The sequence below is a fragment of the Sphingopyxis macrogoltabida genome, assembly GCF_001307295.1.
Classification (GTDB): Bacteria; Pseudomonadota; Alphaproteobacteria; order Sphingomonadales; family Sphingomonadaceae; genus Sphingopyxis; species Sphingopyxis macrogoltabida_B.
Map to the genome: position 1 here is coordinate 289,631 of NZ_CP012700.1, position 14,417 is coordinate 304,047.

Below are 14,417 nucleotides of genomic sequence, written 5' to 3' on the forward strand. Positions count from 1 at the left end.
ATGACGCTGATTCTCTATGGTATCCCGAACTGCGATACGGTGAAAAAAGCGCGACGCTGGCTCGACGAGCAGGGTGTCGCGCACCGGTTCCACGATTTCCGCAAGGACGGGCTCGATCCCGGCCGTCTGCAAGGCTGGATCGACGCGCTTGGCTGGGAAAAGCTGCTCAACCGGAGCGGCACGACCTTCCGCAAGCTTCCCGACGCGCAGAAGGACGGGCTCGATGCGGCAAAGGCCAAGGCGTTGATGCTCGAGCAGCCTGCGATGATTCGCCGCCCGGTTCTGGAAGCCGGCGGCGACGTGTCGGTCGGCTTTTCGGCCGATGACTGGCAATCGCGCTTTGCGGCATGACGCGCAGGCTCGCGGCGCTGCTGGCGGCTTTGTTGTCCGCCGGTTGCAGCGCTGATGCCGTGACCGCGCAGCCGACCCTTGACGGCCAGCCGCCGATTGTCATCGCGCACCGGGGAGCGTCGGGCGAACGCCCGGAACATACGCTGGCCAGCTATCGGCTCGCGATCGAGCTGGGCGCCGATTATATCGAACCCGATCTGGTGCTGACCAAGGACGGGGTGCTCGTCGCAAGGCACGAGAACGAGATTTCGGAAACGACCGATGTTGCCGATCATGCGGAGTTTGCGGGGCGGAAAACAACGAAGACGATCGACGGGCAGGCGGTGACCGGGTGGTTCACCGAGGACTTCACCCTTGCCGAGTTGAAGACGCTGCGCGCGCGCGAGCGACTGCCGAAACTGCGGAGCACCGCATATGACGGTCAATATGAGATCCCGACGTTCCAGGAAATCCTGGCGCTTCTTGCCGAGGTGAATAAGGGTCGCGCCAAGCCTGTCGGCGTATATCCCGAAACCAAGCACCCAAGCTATTTCGCGTCGATTGGCCTGCCGCACGAAACGCCTTTGCTCGCGCTGCTCGACCGATATGGCTATCGCGGTGCCGATGCGGCCGTCTTCATCCAAAGTTTCGAGGTCGCAAACCTCAAGACGTTGCGTGCGAAGAGCGATCTGCCGCTGATCCAGTTGATGGACGGGGAGGGCGGTCCCGCCGACGATCCGAAGCAGACCTATGCCGCCATGGCGAGCCCGGCGGGGCTGAAGGCCGTTGCCGCTTATGCCGATGGTATCGGCCCGAACAAGGCGATGGTAATCCCGCGCGGCGCGCTCGGAACGCTCAGCGAACCGACGTCGCTGGTGCGAGACGCCCACGCCGCGGGGCTCAAGGTCCATCCGTGGACCTTTCGCCGCGAAAATTATTTCCTGCCGCTCGCCGACAAGGGCGGGATCAACCCGGCCGGACACGGCGATCTCGCGGCCGAGATCGAGACCTATCTGGCGACAGGCATCGACGGTTTGTTCAGCGACAATCCGCGCGAGGCCGTCGCGACCGTGAAGAAAGGATCTGTACGATGACCGAACGCGCGCTGGGCCGAAGCGGCCTTTCGATCAGGCCTTTCGTCCTGGGTGGCAATGTCTTCGGGATGACCGCCGATCGGGCGGCGAGTTTCGCAATCCTCGACCGCTTCGTCGAGCGCGGCGGTGGCATGATCGATACCGCCGACGTCTATTCGGCATGGGTGCCGGGACACAAGGGCGGCGAGTCCGAAACGATGATGGGCGCCTGGCTCAAGGAAAGCGGCGCCCGCGACAGTGTGTTGATCGCGACGAAGGTCGGAATGATGCCCGGCGGGCTGCAGCCGGACAGCATCCGCAAGGCGGCGCAGGGTTCGCTCGATCGGCTCGGCACCGATGTCATCGACCTTTATTTCACGCACAAAGACGATCCCGACGTGCCGCTCGACGAGGTGCTCGGTGCGTTCGGCGAACTGGTCGATGCCGGCACGGTGCGCGCGATCGGCGCGTCCAATTATTCGGCCGAGCGGCTTGCCGAGGCACTGCGCATCGCCGACGCCAAGGGGCTGCCGCGCTTCACCGCGATGCAGCCCGAGCTCAACCTGCTCGACCGCGATCAATATGAAGGCGCATTGCAGCGGCTGTGCATCGACGAGGGGCTGGGCGTCGTCACCTATTTCAGTCTCGCTTCGGGTTATTTGTCGGGGAAATATCGCAGCGCCGACGATCTCGGAAAAAGCCCGCGCGGGGCGCGGGCGAAAGCCTATCTGGACGGCAAGGGGCCCGCGGTGCTGGCGGTGATGGACCGGATTGCCGCCGAAACCGGAGCGAGCCTGTCGCAGATCGCGCTGGCGTGGGTCGCGGGGCAGCCGGGCGTTACGGCGCCGATCGCGAGTGCGACATCGGTCGAACAACTCGACGATATCCTCGCCAGCGAAAATCTGGCGCTGACGAGTGACCAACTCGCGGCGCTGACGGCGGCCGGGGCCTAGGGCGGCATATCGGCCCGGCATCTGCCCCGGGGAGATGCCTGATGCCGGGCCGGCGCGGCCGCGCGGTCTCAATTCGTCCCGTCGCTCCACTGGAACACCGCTTCCAGCGGCTTGTCGAAGCAGCGGGCGATGCGGAAGGCGACTTCGAGCGACGGGGAATATTTTCCCTGCTCGATCGCCGCGATCGTCTGGCGTGTCACCCCGACCCGGTCGCCGAGTTCGCCCTGCGTCATCTCGCCCGCAAGAAAGCGAAAGGTGCGGATATCGTTGGTGAAGGAGAGGCTAGCCATGCCAGCCCCTCCGGTAGCTCATCAGCACGACAAAGCTGTTCACCAGTTCGGCGACGACGATCGCGAACAGGCCGGTGTTCGCCAGCGGTACCCCGCTCTCGACAAAGGGCAAATAAACGCCGACGACCATCATTCCCACCAGGAGGACGTTAATAGGCCATGGTGGCGCCACGGCGACGGATGGCGCGGTCGCGCTCGTCGGCGCGCACGCGTTCGGACTTGGGCGCACGTGCCGACAGGATGATCGTGCCGACGATGACGATAGCCGCATGCGCCACCGCGATCGATCCGAACAGCCACAGCATCGGGAAGACCTCGCGGCCGGCGGGATGGCCGGAGAGGATCAGTCCGAAATAGAGGGTGTAGGCGGCGAGCATGGCGATGACGTTCAGCCAGGCGGTTTTTTCACGGAAGTTCATCGACAGATCTCCGGAATCGGCCTCGGCAAGCGGGTCGGAAATGAACGGGGCGGGAGTCATCGGTCGCCCGCCGCGGCGAATGCGAACGCCCTTTGATGTTTTCCGGTGATCCGACCAATCGCTTCCCGAAATGTCATTTTGAGCTCCATGTTGGGTGATTCGAACTTTATGTTATGTGTTTTTAACATAGAGTCAAGAATGGCTAACATTGCATAGCCTTTGCCGCTTTCGCGTTCGGGCTTTAGCGGCTAAGCCCCCGCCCTATGTCTACGCTCCCCAAAACGCTCACCCTCGACACCTCGACGAGCCGTGCTAACCCTACGCCGCAGCCGATGAAGCGGCTTACCGTGCCGCGCATCCGCCAGCGCAAGGGCGGCGAGCCGATCGTCATGCTGACGGCTTACACCGTGCGCATGGCGCAGTTGCTCGACCCGCATTGCGACATGCTGCTCGTCGGCGATTCGCTGGCGCAGGTGATCTACGGCCTGCCGCACACGGTCGGGGTGACGATGGACATGATGGCGCTGCACGGCGCGGCGGTCGTTCGCGGCAGCTATCATGCCGCGGTGATCGTCGACATGCCGTTCGGCAGCTATGAAGGCAGCCCGCAGCAGGCGTTCGACAATGCGGCACGGCTGCTCAAGGAAACCGGCGCTGCGGCGGTGAAGGTCGAAGGCGGCAAGGTGCTGGCGCCGACGATCGAGTTTCTGACCCAGCGCGGGATTCCGGTGATGGGCCACGTCGGTCTGACGCCACAGGCGGTCAACATTCTCGGCGGCTATGGCGTGCGCGGCAAGAGCGAGGAAGAAGCGCGCTCGATCGTCGAGGACGCGGTCGCGGTGGCGCAGGCCGGGGCCTTTTCGATCGTCATCGAGGGCGTGCTCGAATCGATCGCGATCGAGATTACCGAGAAGGTCGCCTGTCCGACGATCGGCATCGGCGCGTCGGCGCAATGCGACGGCCAGGTGCTGGTGACCGACGACATGCTGGGCATGTTCGAACGCGTGCCGAAGTTCGTGAAGCGCTTCGGCGACATGGCGAGCGTCGTCAACGGCGCGGTCAAGGATTATGCCGACGAGGTCAGGTCCCGTTCATTTCCGACAGACGATCAGATTTACGCCGGTTGAAGCCCGGCAGCGCCGTCCCGGCGGGCCAAGCGTTTCGCTTGGCCTTTTTCGGCGTCGTCGCTAAAGGAAGCGACCGGCCCGGGGCCACGAACAGAGTTTATGGAGGTTTGATTGGCCCTGAGCCCGACGAACGACGCCGCGCTGTTGCAGGAAGTCGACGAAGCTGTCCGCAAGGACCGGCTCGATACGATCATGCAGCGCTATGGCCGCTGGATCATCGGCGCGGTGCTCGCCGGCCTGCTGGCATTCGGCGGCTATCTCTACTGGTCGCACCGGCAGGACCTCGCACGCGGTGAAAATGCCGAAGTCCTCCTCGGCGCGCTCGACAAGGCGGCGGCAGGAACGAAGGACCTCAAGCAGCTCGAGGACGGAAAGGCGCCGGCCTATCGCGCCGCAGCCATGATGCAGCAGGCGAATATGAAGGCCGGCACGGGCGACCTCAAGGGTGCCGCCGCGCTGATGGCAAAGGTCGCGGCCGACACCGGCGTCGACAAGACGCTGCGCGATCTCGCGCTGATCCGCCAGACCGCGTTCGAATTCGACACGCTGAAACCCGAAACGGTGATCGCACGGATGAAGCCGATGGTCGATGCCAAGGACCCGGCGTCGAGCTGGTTTGCGAGCGCGGCCGAACTTTCAGCCATCGCGCATTACCAGCTCGGGCAATATGATCAGGCAGGCGCGCTTTACGGCCGTATCGCCAAGCTGCCCGACGCCACCAAGACGCTGCAATCGCGGAGCGTCCAGATGGCGGGTATGCTGGGGGTCGATGCAGTCGCCGACCGGGCGGCAGACAGCGTCGCCGCCGAGAAGAAAGGGGCGGCGGAAGCCGCCGGGGTCGAAAAGAATGCGGCGCAGGCCGCCGCCGGGGACCAGAAAGGCGCCGCGCCGAAAGCAGAGGCCGCCGGAAACACTGAGGAAGCCAGATAATATGCTGAAGAGGCAGTACGTACTTTGCGCGGCGCTGTTCGCGCTGCCGCTCGCCGGTTGCGGCGTGTTCAAGGGTGATGGCGGCCCGAAGACGCCGACGGTCGGCGATCGCGTGTCGATCCTGTCGAATGACAACAGCGTCAAGGTCGATGATGCAACCGCGGCCATCGCCGTCGTGCTGCCCGAACCGGCCGTCAACGCCAACTGGAGCCAGTCGGGCGGCAATGCCTCTAAATCGATGGGGCATCCCGCACTCGGCGCGACTCGTAGCCAAGTCTGGCAGGCGAGCATCGCCGGAAGCAACAAGAAGCAGCGCCTCGCCTCGTCGCCGGTGATTGCCGACAACCGCCTGTTCGTTGTCGATACGGATGCGGTGGTCACGGCACTGTCGGCCGACACGGGCGCGCCGCTGTGGCGGACGGCGATCGGCAGCACCGGCAAGGATTACAAGGATTCGCTGTTCGGCGGCGGCGCTGGCGTCGATGGCAATGTCGTTTACGCGACGAGCGGGGCCGGCGACGTCGCGGCGCTCAATGTCGCCGACGGCTCGGTGATCTGGAATGTCAAACCTGCGGGGCCGCTGCGCGGTGCTCCGACCATTGCCTTCGGCGGCGTCTATGTAATCAGCCAGGACAACCAGATTTTCGCGTTGAACGCGGCCAATGGCGCGGTGCAGTGGCAGGCGACGGCGTCGCTCGAAGCGGGCAGCATCTTCGGCGCTGGCTCGCCCGCGGCGGGGCAGGGGACGATCGTCGCCGGCTTCTCGTCGGGCGAGGTGCAGGCCTATCGTTACGAAAACGGCCGCGACCTCTGGGAAGATGCGCTGGCGCGCACGTCGATGGCCCTGTCGGTGTCGACCCTCTCCGACGTCGATGCCGACCCGGTGGTCGACCGCGGCCGCGTCTTCGCGCTGGGCCAGGGTGGGCGCATGGCGAGCTATGAGCTCGTGACCGGCCAGCGCACGTGGGAAATCTCGATCGCCGGCATTTCGACGCCGTATGTGGTCGGCGAGTGGGTCTATGCGATGACCGACGACGGCAAGCTGCTGTGCGTTGCGCGCGGGACCGGCAAGGTGCGCTGGCTGCAGCAACTCGCGCGTTTCCGGGTCGAGACCGAAAAGAAGAAGAAGGACCCGATCCGCTGGACCGGTCCGGTCCTGGCGGGTGGCCGTCTGCTCGCGGTGAACAGCGAAGGACAGCTCGTCGAATTTTCGCCGACCGACGGGTCGACTCTCGCGACGACCGATTTCAAGTCGCCGCTGTCGCAGTCGCCGGTGGTCGCGAACAACATGCTGTACATCTTGGCGGACGACGGGCGTATCACCGCCTGGCGGTAACAAGGCGGAAGCGCGCAGGCGGTTCCGGCGAATGATAGGATAAGCAAATGTCGCGATTCGCGACGATCGCCATTGTGGGCCGCCCCAATGTGGGCAAATCGACGCTGTTCAACCGGCTGGTCGGCAAGCGCTTGGCGCTGGTCGACGATCAGCCGGGGGTGACGCGCGACCGGCGCGAAGGCGACGGCGAACTGTTGGGCCTGAAATTCACGATCGTCGATACCGCGGGATTCGAGGATTATGACGCGGCGACGCTGCCCGGCCGGATGCGGGTGCAGACCGAAAAGGCGGTGCGCGAAGCCGATGCGGCGCTGTTCATGATCGACGGCCGCGCCGGGGTCACGCCGCTCGACGAGGAAATCGCCCGCTGGCTGCGCAGCGAGGACACGCCGATCATCCTGCTGGTCAACAAGGCCGAGGGGAAGCAGGGCGAAAACGGCCTGATGGAAAGCTATTCGCTCGGCTTCGACAATCCGATCGCGCTGAGCGCCGAGCATGGCGAAGGCGTCGTCGACCTGTTCGACGCGCTACGTCCGATCATCGAGGCCTATGACGCGGCGGAAGCCGAGGCCCTGCCGCCGCTGGCGGAAGGCGAAGAGGATGAGGATGCGCCGCTTGGCCCGATGAAGCTCGCCATTGTCGGCCGTCCGAACGCCGGCAAGTCGACGCTGATCAACCGCATGATCGGCGAGGATCGGCTGATCACCGGGCCCGAAGCCGGGATCACGCGCGATTCGATTCGCGTCGACTGGCAGTGGGAACAGGATGGCGAGGTTCACGAAATCCAGCTGTTCGACACCGCAGGGATGCGCAAGCGCGCGAAGGTGGTCGACAAGCTCGAGAAACTGTCGGTCGCCGACGCGCTCCATGCGGTCGACTTCGCCGAGGTGGTGGTGTTGCTCCTGGATGCGACCAAGGGTCTTGAGGCGCAGGACCTGCGCATCGCCGACAAGGTGCTGCAGGAAGGCCGGGCGCTGATCGTCGCCCTCAACAAGTGGGATATCGCCGAAGATCCTTCTTCGCTGTTCAACGGCGTACGGAATGCGCTCGACGACGGGCTGTCGCAGGTCAAGGGCGTCCCCGTGCTCAGCATTTCGGGGGCGACGGGCAAGGGGATCGATACGCTTGTCCGCGTTGCCTTCGAACAGCGCGCGATCTGGACCAATCGCGTTTCGACCGCGCGGCTCAATCGCTGGTTCGAAGGTGCGGTCGAGAGCAATCCGCCGCCGGCGCCCGGCGGCAAGCGGATCAAGCTCCGCTATATCACGCAGGCGCGGACGCGGCCGCCGACGTTCGTCGTCTTCGGGACCCGCACCGATGCGCTGCCTGGCAGCTACGAGCGTTATCTGGTCAACGGTATGCGCAAGGAACTGGGTTTTCAGGGCGTGCCCGTCCGGCTCAATTTCCGCAATTCGCGCAATCCCTATGACGAGTGACGCGGCGGCGGTGATCGTCGATGCGCGCGGTATGCGTTGCCCGTGGCCGGCCTTGCGGCTGGCGCGGGCGATGCGCACGGCGACCGAGGTGCTGCTGATTGCCGACGATCCGCAGGCGGGCCGCGAAGTTGCCGCGCTTGCTGCCGAGCAGGGCTGGCGGTGGAGCCCCGAAACCGGTTCGGCCGATGCGGAGCAATGGCGCATCTGTCGCGACTGATCCGAATAGGGACGGCATTCGTCGCTGCGGGGCGCCGGCGTAACCTCTTTTTTACCGGCCTTGGCGCATGGGATGTCCGGGACCACGGGCCGAATATTTGCCAAGGAACGAAAGCAGTGGACGAAATCCTGGTCGATTGGGATGAATTTCGCGCCACGCGTACCCAGCTGGGGGCCGCGTTCGTGCGGATTCTCGGCTATTTTCGGGAAGACGGCATCAAGTCGGTCGCGGCGATCGAGGACGCGATGCGCGCCCGCGATGCGCGCGGACTCGTCATGCCGGCCCACACGCTGAAAAGCGAAGCGCGGCAGTTCGGCGCCGAAAGGCTGGGCGCGCTGTCAGAAGATATCGAAATTTTTGCGCGCCATTGTCTGGAAAGCCAGATCAGCCCCGAAGAATATCTTCCGCGCGTCGTCACGCTGCGTCCGCTGTTCGAGGAAACGCTTGCCGCGCTCGAGCGCGAGGCCAATCCGCTCGTCCAGCGCCGCGCGCCGGGCTTCGGACGCGCCGCCGGTTACTGAGTTGGCCGGAGCCGCATCGGCTGCCACTTTCCACGCGCGAGGCTGCGCCATAGCCATTCGAGCGGGCCATAATGGAAGCGTTCGAGCCACGGCTTCGACCAGAGCAGCATGAGCCCCCACACGCCGATGCAGACCAGATAGAGCGGCCAGCGCCCGACGTCGCCGAACAATCCAAGACCATAGCCGTAGAACAAAGTCGTCATCGCGATGCTGGTGCCGAGATAGTTGGAGAAGGCGGCGCGGCCCGCCGCCGCGACGCGGGCAAGCCATGCACTGGCGTGCGCGTGCCGGATCAGGAGCAGGAGGAGCGCGGCATAGGCGATGGTCATCATCAGCCGTCCCGGTCCCGCCCACGCCATGAAGGCATTTACCCCGACAATATAGTCGAAGCCCGACCGCCATTGGAGCCAGGCAATGGCGATGGTGAGCAGCAGCCCCGGCGGCAACCACCGCCACGCGACCCGCCGGTAATCGTCGGCCGCCCAGCGGCCGGTCAGGAAGCCGTTCCGGAACAGCGCCATGCCGAGCATCATCAGCGGCAGCGTTTCGAGCATCGATATCAGCACTCCGACGAAGGGATTGGCGGCGCTATCCAGCCGCTCTTCGAGCATCGGCAGGTAGGGGCCGCGATAGAGCGCCAGTTCTTCGGTCACTTCGTCGTCGATCGCGCCATAATCGTCGCGCAGATCGCTTCCCGCTGCCGCAAAGGGCGACGCGGGATCGTCCGCAAAGCTGGCGAGAGCGAGCTGGCCGCCGAAGAGGAGCGACGTCAGCAGCGTGCCCAGCGTGAACAGCCCGATCGCCCATTTGATCAGCCGGCGCGCTTCCCAATGGCGAAAGCCGAAGGCGACGCAGCCGACGGCGGCGTAGAGAAACAGGATGTCGCCCCACCAGAGAAAGAAATAATGGCAGAGGCCGAAGATCGCGAGCCAGACCATGCGCCGGTAATGAACGGCGCCGGCGTCCTGTCCGGCGGCTTCAGCGCGGTCGACGATCAGGAGCATGCTGGCGCCGAACAGGATCGAGAACAGCCCGCGCATCTTGCCGTCGACGAGGATGAAACCGAACAGCCACGCCGCGATATCAGCGGCGGTTTCGCCGCCATAGGCCTTGGGCGAGACATAGGCCATTTCGGGCATCGCGAAGGCGACGATGTTCAACGCGAGGATGCCCATCACCGCAAAGCCGCGTAACGCGTCGAGGGTGACGAGCCGGGCCGGCGCAATTTCCTGATCTTCGCGCATCGCTTCCGCTCACTGTATTATTAATATATAACAGTCAAGTACGGTCCCGCAGCCGATGCTGTAAATCACTATTGACATCACTGTCAGTAATGCTAGATGGGCAGCATCAACTGATTCGAACGAGAGCGACTATGACGCCGACCATCTTCTCCCATCCCGACCGCCAGCCCGCGAAGTTCCGCCCGTTCAAGGCGCTGGGGCACTTCCGCAAGCTCATCAAGGACAAGGAAGACACCGAACAGGTCTTCCACATCTTCGAGAACCTGCCGCGCAAGGGTTTCCTCGACGACGCCCGCGCCTTTGTCGAAAGCGATCTCGGCAAGCGGCTGATGGCCAGCGAGCCCTATCTGCCCGACCTGCTCGACGACCATGCCTGGATCGACGAACTGCCCGAGGGGAGCGTCGGCCATGCCTATGTGACCTTCATGCGCCGCGAAGGCCTTTCGGCCGCCGGGCTCGTCGCCGAAAGCGACAAGATGGGACGCCCAAAGTTCGACGATCAACTCCAATGGTATGCGAACCGCCTGCGCGATACCCACGACCTGTTCCACATTCTAACCGGCTATGGTCGCGATGCGCTCGGCGAACAGTGCGTGCTCGGGTTCACCTATGGCCAGACGGGCAATTACGGCAATGCGTTCATCGCCTATGCCGGGGGTTACGAGGTGAAGCGTAGCATCAAGAGCGATGCCCCGGTGATGGGCGCGATCCGTCAGGGCCAGCGCCACGGCAGGGCGTCGAAGGCGATCATCGAGCAGGACATCCGCGCGCTGCTCGCCGAACCGCTCGAAGCGGCACGGGCGCGGTTGGGAATCGGGAAACCGACGCTCTACAAGGAAGCGCACCGGGCGTACCGCAGCCGTGGCATCGATCCGTACAACTTCCTCGCGGCAGAGGCCGCGATGGCGTGATTGTTCCCCGGCGAAGGCCGGGGTCCGTTTCACAGTTGCATGGGCCCCGGCTTTCGCCGGGGTTCACCTTATTCGGCGCAGCTCTTTCCGGATCATCAATTTGAGGCCGGACCAAGTCGCGTGGATCGCACAGACTTTCACATCGACCCATCCCATGGGCAGACAGATTTCGCGAATGACGTCCTCGGTGATGTCGGTCGGAACCTTTGATGCCTTTTTGGGCCAACTGACCCAGAGGAAACCGGCGGGGTCGATCAGCGTGCGCAAATCGGCGAGCGGGCGTTCGAGTTCGGCGTGGTCGGTCGTAAAGATATGCGCGACCTGCAATCCCGGTTCGGGTGCGGGGCGTTCATCGAGGGTGACTTCACCGATTTCGGTGCGTACGCACTCCGGCATCGCGTGGAACCACGCCCGCATGCCGTCCTTCAACGACAGCTTCTTTATGAGCGGGGTGCCCGAATAGCCCGCGGTCATAGCCGCGCGATCAGCGCCTGCGCAGCCGCTGGGTTGCGCACTTTCGCGCCGGCGATGAAGAAGAGGAAGACGTCGCGGTCGCCCTTCGCCCAATCCTTCGCCTGCTTTGCCCAACCGTCCAGCGCCGCGTCTGTGTAGCCGGTTTCGACATCCTCCTGCGACCGTTGAAGGCGGGCGTAGGTGAAGTCGGCGGTCTGTTCGTCGATGCAGGGAAATTCGTCGCTGTCGGCATAGACGACCGCCATGTTGCGTTCGCGCAGCATGTCGATGAACGCCTGATCGCGAAAGCTTTCATGGCGAACCTCGATCGCATGGCGCAGCGGCAGGCCGTCCTGCGTGTCGGGGAGCAGGTCGAGGAAGCCTGCGAAGTCGTCACGGTCGAACTTCTTCGTCGCCATGAACTGCCAGTGGATCGGGCCAAGGCGGTCGCCGAGCCGGGTGAGGCCTTGCGTCAGGAATTTCTCGATGGATCCCGCGCCCTCGGCCAGCACCTTGCGGTTGGTCGTAAAGCGTGACGCCTTGACGCTGAACTTGAAACCGTCCGGGACCGATGCTGCCCAATTGGCAAAGGTTTCGGGTTTCTGGCTGCCATAATAGGTGCCGTTGATCTCGATGCCGGTCAGATGCTGCCCGGCATATTCGAGCTCGCGCTTTTGCGCGAAGCCGGCGGGATAGAAAGGGCCGCGCCATGGTTCGAAGGTCCAACCGCCGATTCCGACATGGATGCTCATGCATTACCTCCGTCATCCCGGCGAAGGCCGGGATCGCATCGTTGCGTTTCGCCGCACCGGCGAGATCCCGGCCTTCTCCGGGATGACGGGTGAGCGGGTTATGCGAGCGCCGCGTCGGCCCCCATCAGTGTCGGGAAGAAGCCTTCATGTGCTTCGCGCAGTTCGGCGAGCGTTACCTGATGGTCGCTGCCCTCGAGTTCGAAGACGATGCGGTCCTTGATCGTGCGGCCGACGGGATCGACCGGCACGTCGGCGCGGCCGGCGGCGTCGAGGAAGTCGGCGAGGCAGGTGTCGCAAACGGTGACGAGATAGAGGCCCTGATCTTCGCCGAAGAAGCTTTCGGCGACGCCGAAGGGCTGTTCTTCGCTGACGAGCACGCCGATGTTCGACTTCAGCGCCATTTCGGCGAGCGTCACCGCGATGCCGCCGTCTGACACGTCGTGGCAGGCGGTGATCCAGCCGGCGTTGATCGCGCCGCGGATGAAGTCGCCGGTGCGCTTTTCGGCGCGCAGGTCGACGGGCGGCGGGGGGCCTTCCTCGCGGCCGAGGATTTCGCGCAGCCACACCGACTGGCCGAGGTGGCCGGCGCGTTCGCCGACCGCGAGCACGATGTCGCCGGTGCGCTTGAAGCCGATACCGACGGCGCGGTTCAAATCCTCGATCACGCCGACGCCGCCAATCGCGGGGGTGGGCAGGATCGCGCTGCCGCCGCCGGTCGCCTTGCTCTCGTTATAGAGGCTGACGTTGCCCGAAACGATCGGATAGTCGAGCGCGCGGCACGCCTGCGCCATGCCGTCGAGGCAGCCCACGATCTGGCCCATGATTTCGGGGCGCTGCGGGTTGGCGAAGTTGAGGCAGTTGGTGATCGCGAGCGGAGTCGCGCCGACCGCGCTGATGTTGCGCCAGGTTTCGGCGACCGCCTGCTTGCCGCCCTCGACGGGGTCGGCGTAGCAATAGCGCGGGGTGCAGTCGGTCGACATCGCGAGCGCGCGGTTGGTGCCGTGGATGCGGACGAGCGCAGCGTCGCCGCCGGTCTGCACCGTGTCGGCGCCGACCTGGCTGTCATATTGCTCCCAGATCCAGCGGCGGCTGGCGATATCGGGGGTGCCCATCAGCGTCTTGAGGTCCGCGGCGACGTCGGTCGTCTCGGGAACGTTTGCCAGCTCGGGTTGCTTCGGGGTCGGGACGTGCGGGCGGTCGTAGAGCGGCGCATCGTCGGCGAGCGGGGCGAGCGGGATGTCGCAGACGATCTCGCCATGATGCTCCAGCACCATGCGGCCGGTGTCGGTAACGGTGCCGATGACCGCGAAGTCGAGCTCCCATTTGTGGAAGATCGCTTTCGCAAACTCTTCCTTGCCGGGCTTCAGGACCATCAGCATGCGTTCCTGCGATTCCGACAGCATCATTTCGTATGCCGTCATGCCGGTTTCGCGCTGCGGCACGTCATCCATCTTGAGGTGAAGGCCGACGCCGCCCTTCGACGCCATTTCGACCGAAGAGGAAGTGAGGCCGGCTGCGCCCATGTCCTGGATCGCGACGATTGCGTCTGATGCCATCAGCTCGAGGCAGGCTTCGATCAGCAGCTTTTCGGTGAAGGGGTCGCCGACCTGCACGGTCGGGCGTTTTTCCTCGGCATCCTCGCCGAAGTCGGCCGATGCCATTGTGGCGCCGTGGATGCCGTCGCGGCCGGTTTTCGAGCCGACATAGACGATCGGATTGCCGACGCCGCTGGCGGCCGAATAGAAGATCTTGTCCTGCTCGGCGACGCCGACGGTCATCGCGTTGACGAGGATATTGCCGTCATAGGCCTTGTGGAAATTAACCTCGCCGCCGACCGTGGGGACGCCGACGCAATTGCCATAGCCGCCGATGCCGTGGACGACGCCCGAGATGAGATGCTTCATCTTCGGATGGTCGGGGCGGCCGAAGCGCAGCGCGTTGAGGTTCGCGACCGGGCGCGCGCCCATGGTGAAGACGTCGCGCAGGATGCCGCCGACGCCGGTCGCCGCGCCCTGATAGGGTTCTATATACGACGGGTGGTTGTGGCTCTCCATCTTGAAGATCGCGGCGAGCTTCTTGCCATCCGGGCCTTCGCCGATGTCGATGACGCCGGCATTTTCGCCGGGGCCGCAGATCACCCAAGGCGCCTCGGTGGGCAGTTTCTTCAAATGGATGCGCGAGCTTTTGTAGCTGCAATGTTCCGACCACATGACCGAGAAGATGCCGAGCTCGACGAGGTTCGGCTCGCGCCCGAGCGCGTGCAGGACGCGCTCATATTCTTCCGGAGACAGGCCGTGTTCGGCAACGATCTCGGGGGTGATGACGGAGGCGGGCGCGGTTGCGGTCTGAGTCATGGCGCGCCTTTAGCGACACAGGCGCAAAACGAACAGACCCCATGATGCATTTTGCACCATGGGGTCTGTGG

Annotated in this window: 17 protein-coding genes; 10 read left to right on the plus strand and 7 right to left on the minus strand. The window is 64.6% G+C overall.

Annotated elements, in window-relative coordinates; translation table 11 throughout:
* From AN936_RS01450 to AN936_RS01460, 3 genes are read left to right on the plus strand one after another with little or no spacing between them, the layout of a single operon-like run.
* Positions 1–351: an ArsC family reductase gene (locus AN936_RS01450; protein ID WP_054590028.1), complete on the plus strand. Its 351-nt coding sequence runs from the start codon at positions 1–3 to the stop codon at positions 349–351.
* Positions 348–1,424 carry a glycerophosphodiester phosphodiesterase gene (locus AN936_RS01455; RefSeq protein WP_054586590.1) on the plus strand — a complete coding sequence of 359 codons (1,077 nt, stop codon included), beginning with the start codon at positions 348–350 and terminating at the stop codon, positions 1,422–1,424. The genes AN936_RS01450 and AN936_RS01455 overlap by 4 nt, the downstream gene beginning before the upstream one ends.
* Positions 1,421–2,356 (plus strand): aldo/keto reductase, encoded by a 936-nt coding sequence (locus AN936_RS01460; protein ID WP_054586591.1) that lies wholly within the window; start codon positions 1,421–1,423, stop codon positions 2,354–2,356. Before AN936_RS01455 ends, AN936_RS01460 begins: the two co-directional genes overlap by 4 nt.
* Positions 2,357–2,424: 68 nt before the next feature.
* Here AN936_RS01460 and AN936_RS01465 read toward each other — a convergent pair whose 3' ends face one another.
* The 3 genes from AN936_RS01465 to AN936_RS25280 are packed head-to-tail and all read right to left on the minus strand — an operon-like array spanning position 2,425 to position 3,125.
* Complete coding sequence (locus AN936_RS01465; protein ID WP_054586592.1) at positions 2,425–2,646, minus strand: helix-turn-helix transcriptional regulator; 222 nt, start codon at positions 2,644–2,646, stop codon at positions 2,425–2,427.
* Positions 2,639–2,785, minus strand: a complete 147-nt coding sequence (locus tag AN936_RS25275; protein WP_201782955.1) for a hypothetical protein — start codon at positions 2,783–2,785, stop codon at positions 2,639–2,641. Before AN936_RS25275 ends, AN936_RS01465 begins: the two co-directional genes overlap by 8 nt.
* 10 nt (positions 2,786–2,795) lie before the next feature.
* Complete coding sequence (locus AN936_RS25280) at positions 2,796–3,125, minus strand: hypothetical protein (RefSeq protein WP_201782956.1); 330 nt, start codon at positions 3,123–3,125, stop codon at positions 2,796–2,798.
* A 203-nt stretch (positions 3,126–3,328) separates the two neighbouring features.
* On the opposite strand from AN936_RS25280, the gene panB reads away from it, so the two are divergent.
* The 6 genes from panB (at position 3,329) to AN936_RS01500 (ending at position 8,632) form a co-directional block, all read left to right on the plus strand.
* Positions 3,329–4,192 (plus strand): 3-methyl-2-oxobutanoate hydroxymethyltransferase, encoded by an 864-nt coding sequence (gene panB, locus AN936_RS01475; RefSeq protein ID WP_054586593.1) that lies wholly within the window; start codon positions 3,329–3,331, stop codon positions 4,190–4,192.
* Positions 4,193–4,303: 111 nt separating this feature from the next.
* Positions 4,304–5,122: a tetratricopeptide repeat protein gene (locus tag AN936_RS01480; RefSeq protein ID WP_084758098.1), complete on the plus strand. Its 819-nt coding sequence runs from the start codon at positions 4,304–4,306 to the stop codon at positions 5,120–5,122.
* A gap of 1 nt (position 5,123) precedes the next feature.
* On the plus strand, positions 5,124–6,458 hold the full coding sequence (locus AN936_RS01485; protein ID WP_054586594.1) for a PQQ-binding-like beta-propeller repeat protein: 1,335 nt from the start codon (positions 5,124–5,126) through the stop codon (positions 6,456–6,458).
* Positions 6,459–6,505: 47 nt separating this feature from the next.
* Complete coding sequence (der, locus tag AN936_RS01490; RefSeq protein ID WP_054586595.1) at positions 6,506–7,894, plus strand: ribosome biogenesis GTPase Der; 1,389 nt, start codon at positions 6,506–6,508, stop codon at positions 7,892–7,894.
* A complete protein-coding gene (locus AN936_RS01495; protein WP_054586596.1) occupies positions 7,884–8,111 on the plus strand; it encodes a sulfurtransferase TusA family protein in 228 nt (75 codons plus the stop codon). The genes der and AN936_RS01495 overlap by 11 nt, the downstream gene beginning before the upstream one ends.
* Before the next feature lie 116 nt (positions 8,112–8,227).
* Entirely contained in the window at positions 8,228–8,632 is a 405-nt protein-coding gene (locus tag AN936_RS01500) for an Hpt domain-containing protein (RefSeq protein WP_173585637.1), read from the plus strand.
* Here AN936_RS01500 and AN936_RS01505 read toward each other — a convergent pair.
* On the minus strand, positions 8,626–9,876 hold the full coding sequence (locus AN936_RS01505) for a DUF418 domain-containing protein (RefSeq protein ID WP_054586597.1): 1,251 nt from the start codon (positions 9,874–9,876) through the stop codon (positions 8,626–8,628). The two genes, AN936_RS01500 and AN936_RS01505, sit on opposite strands and share 7 nt — an antisense overlap.
* 131 nt (positions 9,877–10,007) lie before the next feature.
* Between AN936_RS01505 and AN936_RS01510 the strand changes: the two genes are divergently transcribed.
* Positions 10,008–10,787, plus strand: coding sequence for a Coq4 family protein (locus AN936_RS01510; protein ID WP_054586598.1), 780 nt, complete (start codon positions 10,008–10,010; stop codon positions 10,785–10,787).
* Between the two features lie 63 nt (positions 10,788–10,850).
* Here AN936_RS01510 and AN936_RS01515 read toward each other — a convergent pair whose 3' ends face one another.
* From AN936_RS01515 to purL, 3 genes are all read right to left on the minus strand, one after another.
* Complete coding sequence (locus AN936_RS01515; RefSeq protein ID WP_054586599.1) at positions 10,851–11,261, minus strand: hypothetical protein; 411 nt, start codon at positions 11,259–11,261, stop codon at positions 10,851–10,853.
* Positions 11,258–11,992 (minus strand): DUF72 domain-containing protein, encoded by a 735-nt coding sequence (locus AN936_RS01520; RefSeq protein ID WP_054586600.1) that lies wholly within the window; start codon positions 11,990–11,992, stop codon positions 11,258–11,260. The genes AN936_RS01515 and AN936_RS01520 overlap by 4 nt, the downstream gene beginning before the upstream one ends.
* Positions 11,993–12,090: 98 nt before the next feature.
* Positions 12,091–14,346, minus strand: coding sequence for a phosphoribosylformylglycinamidine synthase subunit PurL (gene purL / locus AN936_RS01525; RefSeq protein WP_054586601.1), 2,256 nt, complete (start codon positions 14,344–14,346; stop codon positions 12,091–12,093).
* Positions 14,347–14,417: the final 71 nt, after the last annotated feature.